Source organism: Lysobacter capsici, from assembly GCF_014779555.2.
Taxonomy (GTDB): Bacteria; Pseudomonadota; Gammaproteobacteria; order Xanthomonadales; family Xanthomonadaceae; genus Lysobacter; species Lysobacter capsici.
The window spans coordinates 5550492-5571139 of record NZ_CP094357.1 but is presented as its reverse complement, the minus strand read 5'-3'; the positions used below and the strand labels follow the sequence as shown (position 1 = coordinate 5571139).

The window sequence follows — 20648 nt, the reverse complement described above, 5'->3', positions numbered from 1 at the left end:
TCCATCCATCGCGAACAGATCCACGGAAGGAATCCATGCAGATCGTAGTTCCCATGTCCGGTTTCGGCGAACGCTTCAGGCGCGCGGGCTATCGCGTGCCCAAGCCGCTGATCGAAGTCGACGGAAAGCCGATCATCGCTCACGTCATCGACCTGTTTCCGGGCGAAACCCAGTTCGTCTTCATCTGCAATCGCGAGCATCTGGACGAACCGTCGTACCGCATGGCCGAACAGCTGGCGCGATACTGCCCGACCGGCCGCATCGTCGGCATCGCGCCGCACAAGCTCGGCCCGGTCAACGCGGTGTTGCAGGCGATCGAGCACATCGATCCGGCCGAGCCGACGGTGGTCAATTACTGCGATTTCACTTGCAGCTGGGATTACGCGGATTTCAAGGATTTCGTGCTGAGCAGCGGTTGCGACGGCGCGATCCCCTGCTACACCGGCTTTCATCCGCACATGATGGGCTCGACCAACTACGCCTACGTGCGCAGCGATCGCGGGCGGGTGCTCGACATCCAGGAAAAACAGCCCTACACCGATCAGCCGCGCAGCGAATTCGCCTCCAGCGGCACTTATTACTTCGGCTCCGGCGCGCTGATGCGCGACGCGTTCGAGCGCACGATGGCGCGGCCGGACCTGATCGTCGGCGGCGAGCGCTATGTCAGCCTGGCCTACAAGCCGATGCTCGAAGACGGCCGCCGCATCGCGGTCTACGAACTCAACCACTTCATGCAGTGGGGTACGCCGCAGGACCTGGAGGAATACCGCTACTGGTCCGAGGCGTTCCGCGGTCTGGCCGATCCGGCGCGCGCGCAACCGCCGCCGCGCCAGCGCGGCGCGGTGATGGTGCCGATGGCCGGTCTGGGTTCGCGTTTCAGCGCCGAAGGCTATGCCGACCCGAAGCCGTTGATCGACGTATCGGGCGAGCCGATGGTGGTGCAGGCCGCGCGCGATCTGCCTGAGCCGGCGCAGCGCGTGTTCGTGCAGCGCCGCGACATTCCCGGCCGCGGCCGCATCGCCGAAGCGCTGCGCAGCCGCTTTCCCGATTGCGTGCTGATCGATCTGGAGCGGGTCACCGACGGACAGGCGCGCACCTGCCTGCTCGGCCTGGACGGGATCGATCCGCGGCAGCCTTTGACCATCGGCGCCTGCGACAACGGCGCGGTGTTCGATGCGCAGGCGTTGTCGGTCTTGCTCGACGATGCCGATACCGACGTGCTGGTGTGGGTCGCGCGCGGCTATCCCGGCGCGGCGCGGCGGCCGACCCATTACGGCTGGGTCGATGAAGCCGACGGCGCGGTGCGCTCGGTCTCGGTCAAACAGCCGCTGGCCGATCCGGCGCGCGATCCGATCGTGCTGGGCACCTTCAGCTTCCGCCGCGCCGGCGATTTCGTCGCCGCCGCCGAGGCGATGATCGCCCGCGACGGCCGCGTCAACGGCGAGTTCTACGTCGACACCTGCATCAACGACGCGCTCGCGCTGGGCCTGAAGGTGCGGGTGTTCGAGGTCTCGCACTACCTGTGCTGGGGCACGCCGGACGATCTGCGCACTTACGAATACTGGCAATCGTGCTTCCACAAATGGCCGGTGCATCCGTACCGGATCGAGCACGACCCGCGCATCGCCGAGCCGGCGCGCGCGGCGCTGGCCGAGCGGTTCCGCATGCGTCAACCGGAGCGCGCGACGTGGTGAATGCGTTGTCCACCGCCGCATCGGGCCGGCTGCGCGGCGAACTCGCGCGGTTCCTGCTGGTCGGCATCACCTCGGTGGTGATCGACTTCGCGGTCTATCGCGGGCTGCTGGCGCTGGCGATCGCGGTGCATCCGGCCAAGACCGCGGGCTATATCGCCGGCGCGGTGTTCGGCTACTTCGCCAACCGCAGCTTCACCTTCCGCGTCGGCGCGCAATGGCGCCAGCGCGAGCTGTTGAGCTTCATCGCCGTGTATCTGATCGCGTTGGCCGCGAACGTGGCGGTGAACTCGCTGGTGCTGGCGGTGCTAGGACGCGGCGAGATCGCGCTGGCCTCGGCCTTCGTGGCCGCGACCGGGGTATCGGCGGCGATGAACTTCGTCGGCCTGAAGCTGTTCGTGTTCGGCGCGGGCGATGCCGGCGCGAACGCCGCGGTGCAGGCGACCACGGCGGCGCCCGCGCGCGCCGATGGCGCCGCCCGGCTGAGCCTGTCGCTGGTGATCCCCTGCTACAACGAAGCGGCCAATCTGCCGCTGCTGGTCGCGCGACTGCGCGAAACCTTCCTCGAGGACCGCGCCGAAGTGGTGCTGGTCGACAACGGCTCGACCGACGATTCGCCGGCGGTGCTGGCGCGGTTGCTGGCCGGGCAGGAACGCATCCGCAGCGTGCGGGTCGAGGTCAACCAGGGGTACGGCTACGGCATCCTGACCGGTCTGCGCGCGGCGCGCGGCGACGTGCTCGGCTGGACCCACGCCGACATGCAGACCGATCCGCAGGACGCCTTGCGCGGGCTGGCGCTGTACGACCAGGCCGCCGATCCGGCGCGTTTGTTCGTCAAGGGCCGCCGCTACGGTCGCCCGGCCGCGGATGTCGCTTTCACCGTGGGCATGTCGGTGTTCGAGACCGTGCTGATGAGCCGGCGCATGTGGGACATCAATGCGCAGCCCACCCTGTTTCCGCGCGCCTTCTTCGAACGCTGGCGCGAACCGCCGCACGATTTCGCGCTGGATCTGTACGCCTATTACCAGGCCCTGCGCGACGGCCTGCGCGTGCAGCGATTCGCGGTGCGCTTCGGCGAACGCGCGCACGGCAGCTCGCACTGGAACGTGAACTGGCAAGCCAAGCTGCGCTTCATCAAGCGCACCGTCGATTTCAGTCTGCGCCTGCGTCAGGGCCTGCAGGAGCGCGCATGATCATCGTCCGTCACCGCCGCAACACCCTGGAAGAACTGCGCGCGACGCCGCGCGACCTGGGCATCGAACTGGACCTGCGCAGCCGCGGCGAGGAGCTGATCATCCATCACGACGCCTTCGTCGACGGCGAACGTTTCGAGGATTGGCTCGACGGTTATCGGCACGGTCTGCTGATCCTCAACGTCAAGGAAGAGGGGCTGGAGGATCGGCTGATCGCGCTGATGCGCGAACGCGGCATCGAGGATTATTTCTTCCTCGACCAGTCGTTTCCGTTCCTGGTGCGCACCGCAAGGCGCGGCGAATCGCGTTGCGCGGTGCGGGTCTCGGAATTCGAATCGATCGACACCGCGCTGAGCCTGGCCGGACAGATCGATTGGGTGTGGGTCGATTGCTTCACCCGTTTCCCGCTCGACGGCGCGCAGGCGCGACGCCTGCAGGACGCCGGTTTCAAGCTGTGCCTGGTCTCGCCGGAGCTGCAGGGACGCAGCAGCCTTGAGATCGCCGAACTGCGCGCGCTGCTGGCGCGCGAGGGCATCGCCGCCGAAGCGGTCTGCACCAAGGAGCCAGCACTTTGGCGATGAACGCGAACCGGATCTGGCGCGATCCCGTGTTCCGACTCGGCCTGTTGTTCAAGGTCGCGTTGGTGGTGTTGCTCGTGCCGCAGATCCAGCAGGCCTGGTTCGTGCCGTTCGTGCAGCACGCGATCGCGCAGCCGTCGCTGGACCCGTGGTCGAGTTTCCTCGCCGCCGGCGGCGACCCGATGGCCTATCCGTACGGGCCGGCGATGCTGCTGGCGCATCTGCCCGGCACCGCGCTGGGCATGATCGCCGCGGCCTTGAGCGGATCGGACTATTTCACCGGCATGGGCTTCCGCCTGGGCCTGCTCGGCGCGGATATCGCGACTTTGTATCTGCTGTCGCGGCTGTGGCCGGAGCGTCCGCGGCTGTTGCTGTGGCTGTACTGGTGGTCGCCGATCGCGTTGTACGTGACCTACTGGAACGGTCAGACCGACATCGTGCCGGTCGCGCTGGTGCTGTGGTCGCTGTTATTGCTGCGCCAGTACCGGGTGGGTCTGGGCGGCGTCGCGCTCGGGCTGGCGCTGGCGGCGAAGTTCAGCATGCTGCTCGCCGCGCCGTTCGTGGCGATTTATCTGTGGCGCAACAAACGCCTGCGCGGCCTGATGCGGCCGTTCGCGATCGCTTGCGGCGCGACGGCATTGATTTCGGTGGTGCCGTGGCTGGCCTCGCCGGGCTTCGTGCGCATGGTGTTCGGTACGCCTGAATCGCTGCGCCTGTTCGATCTGGCCCTGCCGTTGGGCAACGGCCTGCGCCTGTACCTGACCCCGCTGCTGTACCTGCTGGCGGTGTACGGGCTGTGGCGGCTGCGCCGGATCAGTTTCGAACTGTTGATCGCCGCGATCGGCCTGTCGTTCTTCCTGGTGGTGCTGGCCACGCCGGCGCCGCCGGGCTGGTATCTGTGGCTGGTGCCGTTCCTGGTCGCGCATCAGCTGCACAGCGATCGCAGCGCGCGCCTGTTGACCGGCATGTTCTCGGCGCTGTTGATCGGCATGCACCTGATCTATTCCAGCGGCGCGTCGCTGCCGGTGCTCGGGCTGGATCCGGCGCCGGCCATCGCCCGTCTCGGCGCGTTGATGAGCCCGCATCTGCATTCGCTGGGCTACACCTTGCTGGTCGCCGCCGGGCTGGTGCTGCTGGTGCAGATGCTGCGCGAGCGGGTGTCGCGCAACGACTACTACCGCATCGGCCAGAAGCCGGTGACGCTCGGCATCGCCGGCGATTCGGGCTCGGGCAAGGACACCTTGAGCCGCGCGCTGGCCGGGATCTTCGGCGAGCACTCGGTGGTGCACGTGTCGGGCGACGACTACCACGTCTGGGACCGTTACGCGCCGATGTGGAAGGGCCTGACCCACCTCAACCCGCGCGCCAACGATCTGCAGCGCTTCAACAACGACGTGCTGGCGCTGATGGACGGCAAGGCGATCATGTGCCGCCGCTACGATCACGGCGCCGGTCGCTTCACCCCGCCGACCCTGCTCGACAAGAACGACGTGGTGATCGCCTCGGGCCTGCACGCGCTGCACATGCAGCGGCTGCGCGAGCGTTTCGACGTCAGCATCTTCCTGGATGTGGACGAAGACCTGCGCCGGGCCTGGAAGATCGAGCGCGACGTGCATCAGCGCGGCCACGCGCTGGCCACGGTGCTGGCGTCGATCGAGAAACGCATGGCCGATTCGCGCCTGCACATCCATCCGCAGCGCCGCGACGCCGGCTTGGTGCTCAGGCTCGCGCCGGTCAACGCCCATCAGCTCGAGTCCAGCACCGCGATGGGCCAGGTGCGGCTCAAGCTGGTCGCGCTGATCCGCAACGGCACCTCGCACGAGCGCATGGCGCGGATTTTGATCGGCATCTGCGGCCTGCACCTGGACGTGCAGCCCTCGGAAGACGGGCGCGAAGTCGAAATGACCATCGAAGGCGAAGTCGCCGCCGAAGACATCGCCATGGCCGCGCGGCAGTTGGTGCCGGGCCTGCAGGAAATGCTCGATATCCACCCTCAATGGGAGGACGGCATGAGCGGGATCATGCAATTGCTGGTCCTGATCCAGATCGAAGAATCGTTGAAGAGCCGGATCAAATGACCCTGAGAATTCACAACTCGGACAAGGTCCTGCGCGCGCCGCAGGCGATTATTTTCGACACCGACAACACCTTGTATGCCTACGACCATCCGCATACCCAGGCGCTGGCGGCGGCGGAAAGCAAGGCGGTGCGGTTGCTCGGGGTCGACCCGGGCGAGGTGCGCAACGCATTCGCGCAAGCGCGCGAGGACGTCAAGCGCCAGCTCGGCAAGACCGCCAGTTCGCACAGCCGCCTGCTGTATTTCCAGCGCGGCATCGAGATCCTCGGGCGCAAGACCCAGCTGGTGATCACGCTGGATCTGGAGCAGACCTACTGGCGCACCTTCCTCGCCCACTGCGAGCTGTTTCCCGGTGTGCGCGAATTCCTGCTGGCCTTGCGCAGCAGCGGCATCGGCACGGCGATCATCACCGACCTGACCTCGCAGATTCAGTTCCGCAAGATCATCTACTTCGGCCTGGACGATTGTTTCGATTACGTCGTGACCTCGGAAGAGGCCGGCGCCGACAAGCCGCAGGAAGCGCCGTTCCGCCTGGCGATCGACAAGCTCGGCATCGACCCGGCGCAGATCTGGATGATCGGCGACCACCCGGTCAACGACATCGCCGGCGCGCGTCCGTTCGGCATCAGCACGCTGTTGCGGGTGGACCGCAGCCATGAGGCCAAGGGCACCGGCTGCGATGTCGAATTCGACGATTTCACAGAACTGCACCACTACTTTTTCTCGGGGAAGGTCGATGGCATCCAGAAACGTTGAGCGACGCGATGACCGTGTCGCGGTCGATCCGGTCGAGATGAACGCGCGCGTAGCGAACGCGGCGGCACGCCCGACGTTGTCGCGCGCGCGCCATTGCGATCGGCAAAAGGAGTGCGCAGCGCGATGAACACCGCAGTGAGAAAAATCTCCGTTGAACGCTCGGTCGTCGCGGCGCTGACCGTGGCGCTGGGCTGGCCGATGCTGGCGTCCGCGCTGGCCGGATTCGGCCTGTCGTTCGCGGTCGCGCTGATCGTGGCCGCGGTGCCGTTCGCGGCGGCGTGGTTGCCGCTGGCGCGGCGTCTGCCGGCGCAATGGGACGGGCAACGCCGCGGCCACGGGCTGGCGAGCGCCGTATTGTTGGTGGTCGGCTTGCTGGCGATCGCGCGATTGCTCGGCGTGGCCTGGTACATGGCCGACGCCAAGCACCCGGAATTCTCCGCGTTCTGGTTCGACCCGTTCTATATCGGCCACAGCTGCTATTCGGCGTATTGGCAGGCGGCCGAGCTGGCGCGCGAAGGCGTGGCCAATCTCTACGACACCGCGCTGTACACCGGCTCGGTCGACCACATCAAGCTCGACGAGTTCATGTACCTGCCGCAGTTCGTGCTGCTGCCGGAACTCGGGCTGTTGTTCGGCGGCGATTTCTACAGCATGCGCGCGGTGTGGTTCGGCCTGGAGGCGGCGATCACGATGGCCGCGTTGTGGTCGCTGGCGCGCTGGATCGGCGCCGGCGTCGGTCGCCGCGCGTGGCTGCTGATTCCGGCGGTGATGCTGTCGAGCCCGATCCTGGTGACCTTGCAGGTCGGCAATTTCCAGCTCGCCGCGATCGCGATGTCGGTGCTGGCGATGATCCAGTTCGAGCGCGGCCGCAATGCGCTCGGCGGGGCGCTGCTCGGCTTCGCGATCTTCAAATTGTTCCCGGGCCTGCTCGGCATCTATCTGCTGGTGACCAGGCGATGGCGCGCGGCGATCTGGACCTTCGCGTTCTCGGCGCTGTACACCGCGATCGCCTGGCTGTGGCTGGGCGCGCATCCGTTCGAAGCGTTCTTGCACTATCAGGCGCCGCGCATCGCCAGCGGCGAGGCCTGGGCGTTCCTGGAGATCCCGGGGCTGGAATGGGTCAGCGCGCTCAACCAATCGGTGCCGGGGCTGGTGCTGAAAGCCAAGATCCTCGGTCTCGACGGCATGACCCGCGCGACCATGGGCACGGTCGCCTGGGTGTGGACGGCGATCGCGGTCGTGCTGACGATCGTCGCGGCCCTGCGTAATGCATCGATGTCGCGGCTGGAACGCGCGGCGGTGTGGGTCGCGGTGCTTGGACTTGCGACCATGCGCAGCCCGTTCCTGCCCGATCACAGCGGCCTGATCGCGCCGATGTGGCTGTGGAGCCTGATCGCCGCGGCGACCGTGCTCACACCGCGCAAGGCGGTGCTGGTGGTGCTGGGCTGGCTGGTCTGCACCGCGGTGATCCCGGTCGGCGGCATCGAACTGCCCGAAGTGCATACGCGCATCGTGCTGGCCCTGGCGATCCAGGTGATCGCGCTGGCGCTGTGCGTGTGGGCGGTGCTGCGCAAGCCGCGCGCGCTGCGCGCGGGCGTCCCGACCCATTCCTGGCAGAACGACGATTCCACGACCGCCGCGGCGGCCGACGACGATTTCTTTTCTCTTGATACTACGAAGGTGGCAACGTGATGCGGCGTAATACTCTGTGGGCGGTCATGCTCGCGCTGTTGGGCAGCGCGTTTTCGGCGCAGGCCCAGGACACTTTGAACATTCCGCGCGCGGACCACGCGCCCAGGCTCGAGGATTACGTCGGCGGCGTCCCCGCCGATGCCGGTATCGAGGTCAAGGACTTCGTCCAGAACAAGCCCGGCGACGGCAATCCGGCGACCCTGGAAACCCGCGCCTATCTGTCCTACGACGACCACAACCTGTACGTGGTGTTCGTGTGCAAGGACGATCCCAAGCAGGTACGCGCGCGCATCGCGCGACGCGACGCGGTGTTCGGCGACGACGGCGTTCAGTTGATGCTCGACACCTACCACGACAAGCAGCGCGCGTTCGTGTTCACGGTCAATCCCTACGGCGCGCAGATGGACAGCCGCTACACCGAGGGCCTGAGCTACGACTTCAACTTCGACACCCAGTGGACCTCCGACGGCCGCCTGACCGACGACGGCTACGTCGTGACCATGCAGATCCCGTTCAAGAGCCTGCGTTTCGAGCGCGGCAACGTGCAGGACTGGGGCATCGCGGTCAACCGGATCATTCCGCGCACCAACGAATTCGTCTACTGGCCCTACATCACCGAGCGCAAGGAAGGTTTCGTCGCTCAGTTCGCGCATGCGCGCATCGACGATTCGATCCAGCCGGGCCGCAACATCCAGGTCATTCCGCACCTGACCTACCGCGACGCGCGCACCCTGGGCGTGAATTCGGCCGGCGACCCCTCGATGCGCCGGCATGAGCGCAGCGAGCTGGGCGTCGACGCCAAGTTCGTGATCAAGGACTCGATCGCGGTCGACCTCACCGTCAACCCCGACTTCAGCGAAGTCGAGACCGACGAGCCGCAGGTCATCGTCAACGAGCGCTACGAGCAGAACTTCCTCGAGAAGCGGCCGTTCTTCCTCGAGAACAGCGGCATCTTCGGCCTGCCGGTGCCGTTGTTCTATTCACGCCGGATCGTCAACCCGCAGTACGGCGCGCGCGTGTCCGGCCGGCTGGGCCGTTGGGCGGTCGGCGGCCTGCTGATGGACGACGAGTCCGCCGGCCTGACCGTGGTCGGCGACGACTTCGGCAAGACCGGCAACATCGGCGTGGCGCGCGTGCAGCGCGACATCGGCCAGCAGTCCAACGTCGGCGTCATGCTGACCGACCGCACCGTCGGCGACCAGTTCAATCGCGTGCTCGGCGTCGATTCGCGCGTGAAGTTGAACGACAACTGGAGCGTCAACGGCCAGCTGGCGCGCAGCGAGTCCGAGGGCGCCAACAATCTCGATTACGACGGACGCATGGTGTTCCTGCAAGCGATCCGCGGCGGCCGCGATTTCAACTTCGACGGCCAGTACTTCGACGCCACCGACAACTTCGAATCCCAGCTGGGCTTCGTGCCGCGGGTGAACATCCGCCAGTTCTATCAGAAGTCGTCCTACCTCAAGCAGTTCCCCGATGCGCCGTGGCTCATCAACATGGGCCCGACCCTGCTCGCCCAGCACACCTGGGACCAGGACGGCGAAGTGCAGGACTGGAATTTCGAACCCGGCTTCGTGGTCAACGGCCTGCTGCAGACCAAGTTCGAAGGCAGCCTGATCCGCGGCTTCGAATACTTCGGCGGCAAGAAGTTCTACATGGACGGCTTCACCCTGGGCGCCAGCACCGAGTGGTGGCGCTGGCTGACCGCCGAGGCCAAGATCATCGTCCGCGACAAGATCAACTACCTGCCGGCCGCGGGCGTGGAGCCGTTCCTCGGCGATCAGCGCCAGGCGATCATCAAGCTGACGGTCAGCCCGTTCGCCCAGCTGCGCATCGACCAGTCCTTCATCTGGGACGAATTGCGCACGCAGTATTCGATCGCCGGCAGCGAGTCCGATGCCAAGGTGTTCCGAGGCATCCAGTCGCGCACCAAGGTCAAGTACCAGTTCAGCCGCTTCTGGGCCGCGCACGTGATCTTCGATTACCGCGCACTCGACAGCAACACCGACCTGTTCCTGATTCCGCGCGACAAGACCCTGGTCACCGACCTGCTGGTCAGCTACTCGCCGAACCCGGGCACTTCGTTCTACCTGGGCTATACCGACCAGCAGAAGAACCTGCGCATCAACCAGAACCCGAACATCGTCGTGCCCACGCGCGATCTCGACCTGCACACCGGCAAGCAGCTTTTCATGAAGTTCAGCTACCTGTTCAATTTCTGATCGCCCGCGCGACAAAGACAGGTGTCCACGAACAGGCCGGCGCAAGTCGGCCTGTTCGTTTTCCGGTGCGTGCGAACGCATGCGTTGTTGCAGATTTGAACGCCCCGGGCGACGGCCGTGGCGGCATGCACGATCGCCGTCCCAGTGTGAGCGTCGGTTAGCCGCGCCGCTTTGGAAACGTGATTGCCGGCGCTACCGCGCGCGCGCGGATTTGCCTAACTCGCGACTCGCACAAAACGATCGCTCGATCGCCGGGAGAGTCCGATGAGCAAGGAAGTCGCCGCGCAGTTCGATGAGCTGGCCGCGTTGTACGAGGACATGGCGAGTTGGCCGTTCCGGCACGATATCGAGACGCCGAGCGTGATCGCGGCGCTCGGCGATCTGCATGGCCTGGACGTGCTCGACTTCGGTTGCGGCAGCGGTCTGTATTCGCGTCTTCTCAAACGCAGCGGCGCCCGCTCGGTGGTCGGCTACGACCTGGCCGACGGCATGCTCGGTTACGCCCGGCGCCGGGCCGAGAAAGAAGGGCTGGACATCGAGTTCGTATCGGAACTGCAGCCGCGCTTCGCCGGCCGTTTCGATGTGGTGCTCAGCGTCTATGTGCTGCCTTACGCCACCAGCGTGAAGGAGCTGGGCGAGATGTGCGGCGCGCTCGCCGGATTGCTGCGTCCCGGCGGGCGATTGGTCGCGCTGCCGATCCATCCGGACTACCAGCCCGATCCGGACTATTACCAGGCCTACGGCTTTCGCCTGATTCCCGACGACGACCACGATCGCCCGCCGCGCAGCGACGGCGCGCGCATCCGCCTGGAGCTGTGCCACGGCCGCTATCAGGCGAGCGTGCATGCCTGGTACTGGTCGCGCGCGACATTGGAAGCGGCATTGCGCGAGGCCGGCATGACCGATCTGGTCTGGCGCGATCCCAGCACCGCGTCCGACCCGTCCGCTGCGGCGCCGTTGCTGCGCGCGTACCTGGATCGTCCGCATGCGGCGCTGATTCTCGCCCGCAAAGCCTGAGGCCATGCGCGCCTGTCTGCTGCAGCCACGGGCCGAACGCACCGGCGAAGCGGATGATGCGCTGAAGGTGTCGCTGTGTCGGGGCGTCGCCGCCATCGACGAGCACGAGTGGGATGCGCTGGTCAGCGATCAGAATTTCTACAACAGCCATGCCTGGCTGGCCGGGCTGGATTACGCCCTGGGCGCGTGCGAGGTGCTTGCGGTCTGGAGCGCGGCCGGATTGCTAGCCGCGTGCCCGCTATGGGCTGGCGAACGCGACGACGAACTGTTCGAGCTCGGCGCTTTCTTCAGCGACGTTCGCGGCCCGTGGACGCGTGGCTTCGTCTGGGGCGGTGGACGGCGTTCGACCCATAACCAGGTGCCGTGCGTGAGCGGGCGCCGGCGCGCGCAGGCATTGAGGCGCCTGCTGCCGGCGATGGCCGGCATCGCGCGCGAGCGCGGCGACGCCGGCGTGGTCCTGCCGTATCTGCCGCTGGCGGTCGCGCGCGAACTGGCCGAGATTTGCGGCGCCAGCGTGCTGCTGCATTCGGCCGAAGCGAACATCGAGGTTCCGCCGGGCGGACTGGCCGGGCTGATGGCGGGGCGGAACAGCCACGATCGCTTCGAAGTCAGGGCCGAGATCGCCGCGTTCGCGCGCTGCGGCAATCGGGTCGAATGGGGCGCCATCGATCCTTCCGAGCAGGCGCGGGTGGCGGAACTGATCGCCTGCAACCGCGCCCGCTACGGCAGCACGCAGGGCGCGGCCTGGATGCAGCGGATGCTCGAGGCGCAACGCCGCGCGGGCGTGTTGCCCATCGCGGTCGTGGCGCGACGCGACCAGCGCATCGTCGCGCTGTGCCTGCTGTATCGCTTCGGCCGCGCGCTGCATGCGCGCTACTACGGTTGCGATTACCGCCTGGACGATCGCGATTTCCGCTACTTCGTCCTGACCTGCTACGAACCGATCGACTACGCCGCCCGCGCGGGACTCGGCGAACTGCGCTTGTCGACTTCGGCCCTGCACGCGAAAGCCAAGCGCGGCGCGCGCATCGAGCCGCTGGCCGCGGCGGTGCTGCTGACCGATCGCTCGCTCGATCCGATCGCGGTGCGCCGGCACAACCGGCGCTTCGCCGAGCGCCATCGGCGCGAACTGGGCGCGCACCTGAGCCCGGCCTGGCGAGCGTTTCTGTAGTCCATGCACGCGGAGGCGCCATGCTGCATCTGATCTACACCTTCCGCCCGACCGCCGCCGCGCGCGCCGATCTGCCCGCGTTCTGGCGCTGGGTCGGCGAACGCGAACGCTGGTTCTACGACGGCCTGGAGATGGCCCACGCTCCGCGCTGGTACGTGTGCACGGTCGGGCCGGGCGTGCACAGCCTGGAGCACTGGATTTCGTTCGCGGACGAGGCCGGCTGGGGCGATTACCGTCGCGAGGTGTCGCGCCGTTCCGCGAACCCGGCCTGGGAGCAGCGGCGGATCGAACAGGATCGCTGGTGGGACCTGCTCGATGCGCGTCTGCTCAACGATGCGCCGCTGCCGACGGTGCGCGGCGACGCAGGACGATGAGCCGCTTGTTCGAACGCCTGCGCGGCGGCTTGGTGGTGTCGTGCCAGGCCTTGCCCGGCGAACCCATGCACGGTTGCATGCCGGCGATGGCGCGCGCGGCGATCGAGGGCGGCGCCTGCGGGGTGCTGGCCAACGGCGGCAACGACATCGCCCGGATCCGCGCCGCCGTGGATGCGCCGCTGATCGGCGTGCTGACCCAGGTCTATTCGGATTGCGAGATCGCGCTGACCCCGACCCTGGCCGAGATCGATCAGGTGGCGCAGGCCGGCGCCGACATGGCCGGCCTGGACGCGAGCGAGCGTCGTCGCCCGGGCGGCCAGCGCCTGGCCGACTTCTACGCCGCGATCCGCAAGCGACATCCGGGCCTGCGGCTGATGGCCGAGGTGGCGACCACGGTCGAGGCCCTGCGGGCGCAGGCGCTGGGTTTCGACTGCGTGTCCAGCGCGGCGCTCGGCCATACGCAGGCCACCCGGGGGCAGCGCCTGCCGGACGACGACTTCGCCGCGTTCCGGCGCATGCGCCGGGCTGTCGACGGTTGCCTGCTGGTGGCTGAAGGCGGGATCGACACGCCTCAGCAGGCCGCCCGCGCGCTGCAACTCGGCGCGGATTTCGTGGTCATAGGCAGTGCCATTACCCGCCCGCAGAACATCACGGCGCGCTTTGTCGGCGAAATGAAGGCGATCGAACGCTAATTGTCGCCTTTGGCGCCGATCAAGCAGTCTGGAAGATGCCGGAAACGGCCCGGTTTTGCGGTCGATCTGGGTCGTGATCGATGAGGCCCGGGCCCTGCGAAGGGCTGGTGGAGCGGCTGTGACGCCCGTTCTTAATAATCTTTTAATTCATAAGGTTCAAATAGTTATCCCGCCCGCCGCCGCGCCGCGAAAAACCGCTGGCGTAACCGCGGATAAAGGGATTCGGCTCGAATTGGCAATAAACCGCCGGATTGGACGCCCGGTAGCGCCGAATAACGCACGCCAGATTCGGCCGGCGCGCGGAAAGATTCACAAGGATTTACCGGCTGTATTTTGTAACATATTGATGTTGTTGAATTTTCGACTCGGTTTCATGGTTTTGACCGGACTGTCGGCCAAGGCCCGTACCAGCGAATGCGACCGACACCCCGCGATCGCGTTCGTGCGTTCCAATCCCGCAACACAGCGGAACCTTTTCCCCCTTTAGCAGTCCTATATGCCGACTGCTAAGATGACGCCCATGACCTCTATTGCCCAATCCGCTGCTCTCGTCACCAACAACCTGCCTGTGCCCAGCGCGCTCGGTTCGCTGGACGCGTATATCGGCGCGGTGCATCAGATCCCGGTGCTGACCGCCGAAGACGAGCAGGCCCTGGCCCGCCGTTTCCGCGAGGACGAAGACCTCGACGCGGCGCGCGAACTCGTCCATTCGCATCTGCGCTTCGTGGTCCACGTGGCCCGCGGCTACAACGGCTATGGCCTGCAGATCGGCGACCTCATCCAGGAAGGCAATATCGGCCTGATGAAGGCGGTCAAGCGCTTCGACCCCGACCAGGGCGTCCGCCTGGTTTCGTTCGCGGTGCATTGGATCCGCGCCGAGATGCACGAGTTCATCCTCAAGAACTGGCGCATCGTCAAGGTCGCCACGACCAAGGCCCAGCGCAAGCTGTTCTTCAACCTGCGCAAGAGCAAGAAGCGCCTGGGCTGGATGAACGCCGAAGAGGTGAGCCAGGTCGCCAAGGACCTCAACGTCTCCGAGCGCGAAGTGCTCGAGATGGAATCGCGTTTGTCGGGTCGCGACATCGGCTTCGACGCGCCGTCCGATGAGGACGACGATCACGCGCCGCCTTCGCCGGCCGCGTACCTGCGCGCCGCCGAGGAAGACCCGTCGCAGTCCTACGAGCGCGAAGACGAAGAAGACAGCAAGCTGGGTCTGCTGCGCGAAGGTCTGTCCGGCCTGGATGCGCGTTCGCGCGACATCATCAAGCGCCGCTGGCTCGACGACGACAGCAAGATCACCCTGCAGGAACTGGCCGACGAATACGGCGTCAGCGCCGAGCGTATCCGCCAGATCGAAGCCAACGCGCTGAAGAAAATGCGCGGTCTGTTCGCGGCGTAAGCAGCTTCGAACAAGACGATGCAATCCAACGGCCCGGGAAACCGGGCCGTTTTTATGGGCCGATCACCGCCGCGACAGGCGGCGCATGCGCGGGCGCGGCCGCGACAAGATCCGGATATCGACCGCGCGAGGCGATGGCTATCGTGACGCCAAGCCATCGCCTGGAGTCGCCCATGAACGCCTATCGCATCAGCGGCCTGTCGCCCGAACCGTTCCGTCCCTTGTTCGCGCTCGACGACGACCGCCTGCGCGCCCACGACATGCGCCGCGTCGTCGCCGATTCGCCGCGCGGTTATCCCTGCCGGGTGTCGCTGACCGACGCCGCGGTCGGCGAGACGTTGTTGCTGCTGCCGTACGAACACCATGCGCTGGGGCCGTATCGCGCCAGCGGTCCGATCTTCGTGCGCGAGGCCGCGCTGCAGGCGCCGACGTATCGCAACGAACTGCCGCCGATCCTGGCGACCCGGTATCTGTCGCTGCGCGCCTACGACGGCGACGGCTGGATGCGCGATGCGCGCGCGGTCGAGGGCGCGGCGGCGCAGGACGAACTGCAGTTGCTGTTCGCGATCGACGGCGTGGTCAGCGTGATGGCGCATAACGCGCGGTTCGGCTGCTTCCTGTGCCGGATCGATCGGCACTGAGTCGGCGTTCGGACCGTCATCGGCCGATGCGATCGGCGCGCGCCCGGCGATGGCCGGCATGCTGCACTTGCGATGCGATTCCGCCAGGACGTGCTGCGCATCGGGGATAAAGTGGAAGCCGCATCGCACTCCCGCATGCGCCCGCCGCGCCAGGCGTCTGCGCGCCCGCGGGCCTGTCTAGACTCGCGCTCGAAGCCGCCCGGACCGGCGGTTTCCCGAATCGCGCGGGCCGATCGCGGCCCGCGTCACGCAGACCAATGGAGGGTGTATGCACGGCATCAAGCTATGGGCGGTGGGCGCGTTGATTGCAGTTCTTGGGCTGGCGCACAGCCAGCCGGCACGAGCGGGCGACATGAGCAATGCGGTGGTGACCTGCTTTGTCGACACCTTTGCACTGGACGTGCCCGAGGCCTTCAGCTGCACCTCGGTGTGGCGGCCGGGCGGCGCGACCAATCCGACCACCGCGCTGTTCCAGGTCGCCGGCCTGGGCGCGGGCAATTATTCCTATGCCTGGCGCGACCTGGAGACCAACACCGTGCCGGCCGGTTGCGGCAATCAGTCTTATTGCGAGAAGTCGATCAGCACCGAAACCCAGGGCGACGGCGAGGCCACCTTGCGCGTGACCATCACCGATCTCGATACCGGCGCGACCAAGAACGTGCAGGCCACCGCGTTCTATTACGACGGTTACACCTGATCGATCGCCGCGTTCGACCCGATCGAAAAAACGAAGGGCGCCGCGAGGCGCCCTTCGTCGTTGCGGTGAAGATCGCTTGGCTCAGCCGGCGTCGTCGTCCTTGCCGTCGCCGTCTTCGCCGGCGCCGCCGAAAATGATCCGCGCGTGGCGCTGGTAGGTGAAATACGCCCACGACCAGTTGAGCATCACGATCAGGCGGTTGCGGAAGCCGATCAGGAAGAACACGTGCGCGGCCAGCCAGAACGCCCAGGCCAGAAAGCCGGAGAACTTCAAGCCGCGCAGGTCGACCACCGCGGCGCGGCGGCCGATGGTGGCCAGGTTGCCGTAGTCGACGTAACGGAAGGCATCGATGGTGCGGCCGTCGAGGCGCGCGCGGATGGCGCGGGCGACGTAGCTGCCCATCTGCTTGGCGCCCGGCGCGACACCCGGCACCGGTTGGCCATTGGCTTGCTGGATGCTCGCCAGATCGCCGGCGACGAAGATGTCCGGATAGCCGGGCACGGTCAGGTCGGGTTCGACCCGCACCCGGCCGGCGCGGTCGCGCGGCGCGTCGAGCAGCGCGCCCAGCGGCGAGGCGGCGACGCCGGCCGCCCACAGCACGGTGCGCGCGGGCACGAACTCGGCGCCGAGGCTGTAGCCGTCGCGTCCGATCGCGCCGACCGGCGTGCCGGTGACGACTTCCACGCCCAGTCGCTGCAACTGCGCGCGGGCTTTTTCCGACAGCGACTCGGGAAAGCTCGCGAGCACGCGCGGCCCGGCTTCGATCAATCGGACCTTCGCCTGCGACGGGTCGATGCGGCGGAATTCGCGGCGCAGGGTCTTGTGCGCGATCTCGGCCAGGGTGCCGGCGAGTTCGACCCCGGTCGGGCCGCCGCCGACCACGGCGAAATGCAGCCACGCCGCGCGTTCGGCTTCGTCGTCGCTCGCTTCGGCGCGTTCGAACGCGGTCAGCACGCGACGGCGGATGTGCAGCGCGTCGTCGAGCGTCTTCAGGCCGGGCGCATGCTGCGCCCATTCGTCGTGACCGAAATAGGCGTGGGTCGCGCCGCTGGCCAGCAGCAGGTAGTCGTAAGCGATCACCTCGCCGTCGGCGAGCGTGACGCTGCGCGCGACCGCGTCCAGGCCGACCACTTCGCCCAGCCGCACTTCGACGTTGGCCTGCTTGCGCAGGATATGACGCAGCGGCGCGGCGATGTCCGGCGCCGACAGGCCGGCGGTGGCGACCTGATACAGCAGCGGCTGAAACAGATGGTGGTTGCGGCGATCGATGAGAGTGATGCGCACGTCGGCCGAGGCCAGCGCGCGCGTCGTCCACAGACCGCCGAAACCGCCGCCGACGATGACGACGTGCTTGCGCGGATCGTTGCTCATCGCGACGGGCTCAGCCGCGCAGGCGCTGGGCAAGCTGTTCTTCGAGCTTGCGCTGGTCGGCGGCGAAGCGGCGGATGCCGTCGGCGAGCTTGTCGGTCGCCATCGCGTCTTCGTTGTGCTGCCAGCGGAAGGCGGATTCGCTGAGCGTCGCAGACGGTTGGTCGCGTTGGCCGTCGTCGGACAGGGCGCGTTTGACGTCGGCCTGGGTGGATTCGAGTTCGCCGAGCAGTTCCGGCGAAATCGTCAGCCGGTCGCAGCCGGCCAGCGCCAGCACCTGTCCGGTGTTGCGGAAGCTCGCGCCCATCACCACGGTCGGGTAGCCGTTGCGCTTGTAGTACTCCCAGATGCGGGTGACCGACTGCACGCCCGGATCGTCCTGCGGCGTCGCCGGCTTGGCCATGCCGTTGGCGAGGTGCCAGTCGAGGATGCGGCCGACGAAGGGCGAGATCAGGTACACGCCGGCTTCGGCGCAGGCCACCGCCTGGGCGAACGAGAACAGCAAGGTGAGATTGCAGTGGATGCCTTCGCGCTCGAGCTGCTCGGCGGCGCGGATGCCTTCCCAGGTCGAGGCGAGCTTGATCAGCAGGCGGTCGCGGCCGATCCCGGCCTGCTCGTACAGCTCGACGATGCGGTGCGCCTGGGCCAGGCTGGCCTGGGTGTCGAAGCTCAGGCGCGCGTCGACTTCGGTCGACACGCGGCCGGGGATCAGCTTGAGGATTTCGCCGCCGATCGCCACCGCCAGGCGCAGACCGGCGTCGCTCACGCGCGCGGCTTCGTCGTCGCCCTGGGCGCCGCGCAGGGCCGCGTCGATCAGCGGCGCATAGTTCGGCAGGCTGGCGGCCTTGAGCAGCAGCGAGGGGTTGGTGGTGGCGTCCTGCGGATGGAAGCGGGCGATCGCGTCGATGTCGCCGGTGTCGGCGACCACCGTGGACAGCGCGCGCAGTTGTTCGAGTTGATTGCTCATGGGGGATGGTCTTGTCGTCGGATTCCACGCCATTGTCCCGCATCGGGGTTAGGCCGTCATGAAGCTGGCCTATCTTCAGTGCCACGCGCCGCGGCGGCGGTTGCGCTAGGCTGGCCGCGACAACGCCCGCCCGCGTCCGGGCCGGCGGCAGGGAGAACGCGCGCATGGGCCTGGCCTCGGAAGAAAAACGCATCGCGCTGCTGATCGATGCCGACAACGCGCCGGCGGCGAAGATCGAGGTGATCCTGGCCGAGGTGGCGCGCTACGGCGTGGCCAACGTGCGCCGCGCCTACGGCGACTGGAAAAGCCCGAACCTCAAGAGCTGGGAGGCGGTGCTGCACGAGTTCGCGATCCGGCCGATCCAGCAGTTCGCCTACAGCAAGGGCAAGAACGCGTCCGACATGGCGATGGTGATCGACGCGATGGATCTGTTGTATGCGCGCAACCTCGACGGCTTCGCGATCGTCTCCAGCGATGCCGACTTCACCCCGCTGGTGATGCGTCTGCTTACCGACGGGGTCAAGGTCTACGGCTTCGGCGAAAAGAAAACGCCCGATCCGTTCGTCAACGCGTGTTCGAAATTCACCTATGTCGAAGGCCTGGGCCAACCGGCCAGCGAGGACGCGCCGCCCGACGAGGTCGCGACCACGCCGCCGCGCAGCGCCAAGGACCTGCGCGGCGATACCCGGTTGGTGCAGATGCTGCGGCGTGCGACCGATTCGGCCAGCGGCGACGATGGCTGGTCGCGGTTGGCGACGGTCGGACAGCAGGTCGGCAATCAGGCCTCGTTCGATCCGCGCAATTATGGGTATCCCAAGCTCAGCGACCTGATCGAGGCGATGGGTCTGTTCGAGATTCGGCGCGATCCGCTCAATGTGTGGATACGCGACAAGAATAAAAGCGTGACCAAGCCCGTGGCCTTGCCGGCGCAGTCGCTGGCGGAGCCTGCGCAGAAAGCCGCGCAACCGGCCGCGGCGCAAGCCAAGCCGCAGGCCGCGCCGCAACCCAAGAAACAGCCGCAGCCGCAGAAGCAAGCCAAGCAGAATCCAAAGCAACAAGCCAAGCAGCAGCCAAAGCAGCAGACCAAGCAACAACCGAAACAACAAGCGAAACAGCAACCCGCGCCCAAACCGGTCGCGCCCGCGAAACCCGCGGGCAAGCCGCAGGCCTGATCCGCGTTCGTCCGCAACCTCGTCAGCGTTGCGGCGATATCGACCAGCGTCTGGATCGGATGGGCGCGATGAGCGGCGCGATGTCGGTCGCGGCGATGAACACGACGGGGTTGGCCGGCGCGAATCGCAGCGGCGTCGGTTTGGAGTTGTACGGGGCGTCGGCGATCGCGGTCGGTTATCAGCGATCGGTCAATGCGCGCGCCAGCGTGTCGCCGTCGGCGGAATCTCCGGCGATGAAAGCACGCGACGGGCACGGGCTTGCGTCGGTGAGGCGGTAACGCGCGCCGCGTCGGTGTTGCCGCGTGAGGCCGTGTGCTGTTTTGCGTGCGATGAGCGGGCAGGGTGGTACGTCATCTCGCCGCATCGGTGCGGTTCACGATTCGGCGGCGTGGCTTGGGCTAAGGTCGTCGCCCATCTCCATGGAACTTAACCATGATCGCTCGCCCCGTTTCGGCTGCTTTGCTCGCACTGTCCTTGCTGATGTCCTCGTCGGTCGCTTCGGCCACCGACAAGGTCAGTCAGGTGCCGGTGCATTTCGCCAAGGGCCAGAGCGCGACCACGCTCAACGGCTCGTTCAAGGGCTACGACACCGTCGAGTATCTGCTCACCGCCAAGGCCGGCCAGGTGCTGAGCGTGAAGGTGAGCGGCAGCAGCAACGCCAACCTCAACGTGTTTCCGCCGGCCGACTACGTGCTGCCCGATCCGCAACAGCTCGCCTTGCCGCTGGAAGGCGACGACACCCGCAGCGCGCGTCTGCCGGCCGATGGCGTGTATCGCATCCAGATGTATCAGCCGCGAGCCAGCGCGCGTCGCGGCGCGGTGGTGAAGTATTCGCTGAAGATCGAGGTGCGCTGAGCGCGCGCGAGCCGCCGGTAACCCCTGTAGGAGCGGCGCGAGCCGCGACCGCGACATCGCACCTACGACGCAAGCGAGATGTCGCG

At 67.0% G+C, this 20648-nt stretch carries 18 protein-coding genes and 1 pseudogene; 17 read left to right on the top strand and 2 right to left on the bottom strand.

The features are described from left to right. Nucleotides 1–35: 35 nt before the first annotated feature. The 14 genes from IEQ11_RS22990 to IEQ11_RS22925 all read left to right on the top strand — a co-directional run bounded on the left by IEQ11_RS22990 (nucleotide 36) and on the right by IEQ11_RS22925 (nucleotide 16200). A complete protein-coding gene (locus IEQ11_RS22990) occupies nucleotides 36–1694 on the top strand; it encodes an NTP transferase domain-containing protein (protein WP_191821092.1) in 1659 nt (552 codons plus the stop codon). Further along, the gene (locus tag IEQ11_RS22985; protein ID WP_247024648.1) at nucleotides 1691–2884 is read left to right on the top strand and encodes a glycosyltransferase; all 1194 of its coding nucleotides are present in this window, start codon (nucleotides 1691–1693) and stop codon (nucleotides 2882–2884) included. The genes IEQ11_RS22990 and IEQ11_RS22985 overlap by 4 nt, the downstream gene beginning before the upstream one ends. Continuing rightward, nucleotides 2881–3465 carry a phosphatidylinositol-specific phospholipase C/glycerophosphodiester phosphodiesterase family protein gene (locus IEQ11_RS22980; protein ID WP_191821093.1) on the top strand — a complete coding sequence of 195 codons (585 nt, stop codon included), beginning with the start codon at nucleotides 2881–2883 and terminating at the stop codon, nucleotides 3463–3465. The genes IEQ11_RS22985 and IEQ11_RS22980 overlap by 4 nt, the downstream gene beginning before the upstream one ends. Then, nucleotides 3462–5540, top strand: coding sequence for a glycosyltransferase 87 family protein (locus tag IEQ11_RS22975; protein ID WP_191821094.1), 2079 nt, complete (start codon nucleotides 3462–3464; stop codon nucleotides 5538–5540). Before IEQ11_RS22980 ends, IEQ11_RS22975 begins: the two co-directional genes overlap by 4 nt. Next, nucleotides 5537–6295: an HAD family hydrolase gene (locus IEQ11_RS22970; RefSeq protein WP_046658196.1), complete on the top strand. Its 759-nt coding sequence runs from the start codon at nucleotides 5537–5539 to the stop codon at nucleotides 6293–6295. The genes IEQ11_RS22975 and IEQ11_RS22970 overlap by 4 nt, the downstream gene beginning before the upstream one ends. A gap of 123 nt (nucleotides 6296–6418) precedes the next feature. Next, complete coding sequence (locus IEQ11_RS22965) at nucleotides 6419–7987, top strand: glycosyltransferase family 87 protein (RefSeq protein WP_191821095.1); 1569 nt, start codon at nucleotides 6419–6421, stop codon at nucleotides 7985–7987. Beyond that, nucleotides 7987–10209: a carbohydrate binding family 9 domain-containing protein gene (locus tag IEQ11_RS22960; RefSeq protein ID WP_148650570.1), complete on the top strand. Its 2223-nt coding sequence runs from the start codon at nucleotides 7987–7989 to the stop codon at nucleotides 10207–10209. The genes IEQ11_RS22965 and IEQ11_RS22960 overlap by 1 nt, the downstream gene beginning before the upstream one ends. Before the next feature lie 264 nt (nucleotides 10210–10473). After that, the gene (locus IEQ11_RS22955; protein ID WP_191821096.1) at nucleotides 10474–11226 is read left to right on the top strand and encodes a class I SAM-dependent methyltransferase; all 753 of its coding nucleotides are present in this window, start codon (nucleotides 10474–10476) and stop codon (nucleotides 11224–11226) included. A gap of 4 nt (nucleotides 11227–11230) precedes the next feature. Further along, the gene (locus IEQ11_RS22950) at nucleotides 11231–12397 is read left to right on the top strand and encodes a peptidogalycan biosysnthesis protein (protein WP_191821097.1); all 1167 of its coding nucleotides are present in this window, start codon (nucleotides 11231–11233) and stop codon (nucleotides 12395–12397) included. A gap of 20 nt (nucleotides 12398–12417) precedes the next feature. Then, a complete protein-coding gene (locus IEQ11_RS22945; RefSeq protein WP_191821098.1) occupies nucleotides 12418–12771 on the top strand; it encodes a hypothetical protein in 354 nt (117 codons plus the stop codon). Continuing rightward, the gene (locus IEQ11_RS22940) at nucleotides 12768–13463 is read left to right on the top strand and encodes an N-acetylmannosamine-6-phosphate 2-epimerase (protein ID WP_191821099.1); all 696 of its coding nucleotides are present in this window, start codon (nucleotides 12768–12770) and stop codon (nucleotides 13461–13463) included. The genes IEQ11_RS22945 and IEQ11_RS22940 overlap by 4 nt, the downstream gene beginning before the upstream one ends. Nucleotides 13464–13983: 520 nt before the next feature. Next, nucleotides 13984–14862 carry an RNA polymerase sigma factor RpoH gene (gene rpoH, locus IEQ11_RS22935; RefSeq protein ID WP_036110211.1) on the top strand — a complete coding sequence of 293 codons (879 nt, stop codon included), beginning with the start codon at nucleotides 13984–13986 and terminating at the stop codon, nucleotides 14860–14862. A 173-nt stretch (nucleotides 14863–15035) separates the two neighbouring features. Continuing rightward, nucleotides 15036–15503, top strand: coding sequence for a DUF1203 domain-containing protein (locus IEQ11_RS22930; protein ID WP_191821100.1), 468 nt, complete (start codon nucleotides 15036–15038; stop codon nucleotides 15501–15503). 268 nt (nucleotides 15504–15771) lie between these two features. Continuing rightward, complete coding sequence (locus IEQ11_RS22925) at nucleotides 15772–16200, top strand: hypothetical protein (protein WP_046658188.1); 429 nt, start codon at nucleotides 15772–15774, stop codon at nucleotides 16198–16200. An 81-nt stretch (nucleotides 16201–16281) separates the two neighbouring features. On the opposite strand, the gene IEQ11_RS22920 is transcribed toward IEQ11_RS22925, so the two are convergent. Then, nucleotides 16282–17571 carry an NAD(P)/FAD-dependent oxidoreductase gene (locus IEQ11_RS22920; protein ID WP_191821101.1) on the bottom strand — a complete coding sequence of 430 codons (1290 nt, stop codon included), beginning with the start codon at nucleotides 17569–17571 and terminating at the stop codon, nucleotides 16282–16284. Nucleotides 17572–17581: 10 nt separating this feature from the next. Next, a complete protein-coding gene (gene tal / locus IEQ11_RS22915) occupies nucleotides 17582–18535 on the bottom strand; it encodes a transaldolase (RefSeq protein ID WP_036110219.1) in 954 nt (317 codons plus the stop codon). Nucleotides 18536–18699: 164 nt separating this feature from the next. On the opposite strand from tal, the pseudogene IEQ11_RS22910 reads away from it, so the two are divergent. The 3 genes and pseudogenes from IEQ11_RS22910 to IEQ11_RS22900 form a co-directional block, all read left to right on the top strand. Further along, a pseudogene (locus IEQ11_RS22910) lies at nucleotides 18700–19530 on the top strand (NYN domain-containing protein); the annotation flags it as partial. A gap of 245 nt (nucleotides 19531–19775) precedes the next feature. After that, nucleotides 19776–19985: a hypothetical protein gene (locus IEQ11_RS22905; RefSeq protein WP_191821103.1), complete on the top strand. Its 210-nt coding sequence runs from the start codon at nucleotides 19776–19778 to the stop codon at nucleotides 19983–19985. 154 nt (nucleotides 19986–20139) lie between these two features. Beyond that, a complete protein-coding gene (locus IEQ11_RS22900; protein ID WP_191821104.1) occupies nucleotides 20140–20562 on the top strand; it encodes a g-type lysozyme inhibitor in 423 nt (140 codons plus the stop codon). Nucleotides 20563–20648: the final 86 nt, after the last annotated feature.

Coding starts and splice junctions, on each gene's coding strand:
- IEQ11_RS22990 (WP_191821092.1), top strand. CDS start 36: ATGCAGATCGTAGTTCCCATGTCCGGTTTCGGCGAACGCTTCAGGCGC.
- IEQ11_RS22980 (WP_191821093.1), top strand. CDS start 2,881: ATGATCATCGTCCGTCACCGCCGCAACACCCTGGAAGAACTGCGCGCG.
- IEQ11_RS22975 (WP_191821094.1), top strand. CDS start 3,462: ATGAACGCGAACCGGATCTGGCGCGATCCCGTGTTCCGACTCGGCCTG.
- IEQ11_RS22970 (WP_046658196.1), top strand. CDS start 5,537: ATGACCCTGAGAATTCACAACTCGGACAAGGTCCTGCGCGCGCCGCAG.
- IEQ11_RS22965 (WP_191821095.1), top strand. CDS start 6,419: ATGAACACCGCAGTGAGAAAAATCTCCGTTGAACGCTCGGTCGTCGCG.
- IEQ11_RS22960 (WP_148650570.1), top strand. CDS start 7,987: ATGCGGCGTAATACTCTGTGGGCGGTCATGCTCGCGCTGTTGGGCAGC.
- IEQ11_RS22955 (WP_191821096.1), top strand. CDS start 10,474: ATGAGCAAGGAAGTCGCCGCGCAGTTCGATGAGCTGGCCGCGTTGTAC.
- IEQ11_RS22950 (WP_191821097.1), top strand. CDS start 11,231: ATGCGCGCCTGTCTGCTGCAGCCACGGGCCGAACGCACCGGCGAAGCG.
- IEQ11_RS22945 (WP_191821098.1), top strand. CDS start 12,418: ATGCTGCATCTGATCTACACCTTCCGCCCGACCGCCGCCGCGCGCGCC.
- IEQ11_RS22940 (WP_191821099.1), top strand. CDS start 12,768: ATGAGCCGCTTGTTCGAACGCCTGCGCGGCGGCTTGGTGGTGTCGTGC.
- rpoH (WP_036110211.1), top strand. CDS start 13,984: ATGACCTCTATTGCCCAATCCGCTGCTCTCGTCACCAACAACCTGCCT.
- IEQ11_RS22930 (WP_191821100.1), top strand. CDS start 15,036: ATGAACGCCTATCGCATCAGCGGCCTGTCGCCCGAACCGTTCCGTCCC.
- IEQ11_RS22925 (WP_046658188.1), top strand. CDS start 15,772: ATGCACGGCATCAAGCTATGGGCGGTGGGCGCGTTGATTGCAGTTCTT.
- IEQ11_RS22920 (WP_191821101.1), bottom strand. CDS start 17,571: ATGAGCAACGATCCGCGCAAGCACGTCGTCATCGTCGGCGGCGGTTTC.
- tal (WP_036110219.1), bottom strand. CDS start 18,535: ATGAGCAATCAACTCGAACAACTGCGCGCGCTGTCCACGGTGGTCGCC.
- IEQ11_RS22905 (WP_191821103.1), top strand. CDS start 19,776: ATGAGCGGCGCGATGTCGGTCGCGGCGATGAACACGACGGGGTTGGCC.
- IEQ11_RS22900 (WP_191821104.1), top strand. CDS start 20,140: ATGATCGCTCGCCCCGTTTCGGCTGCTTTGCTCGCACTGTCCTTGCTG.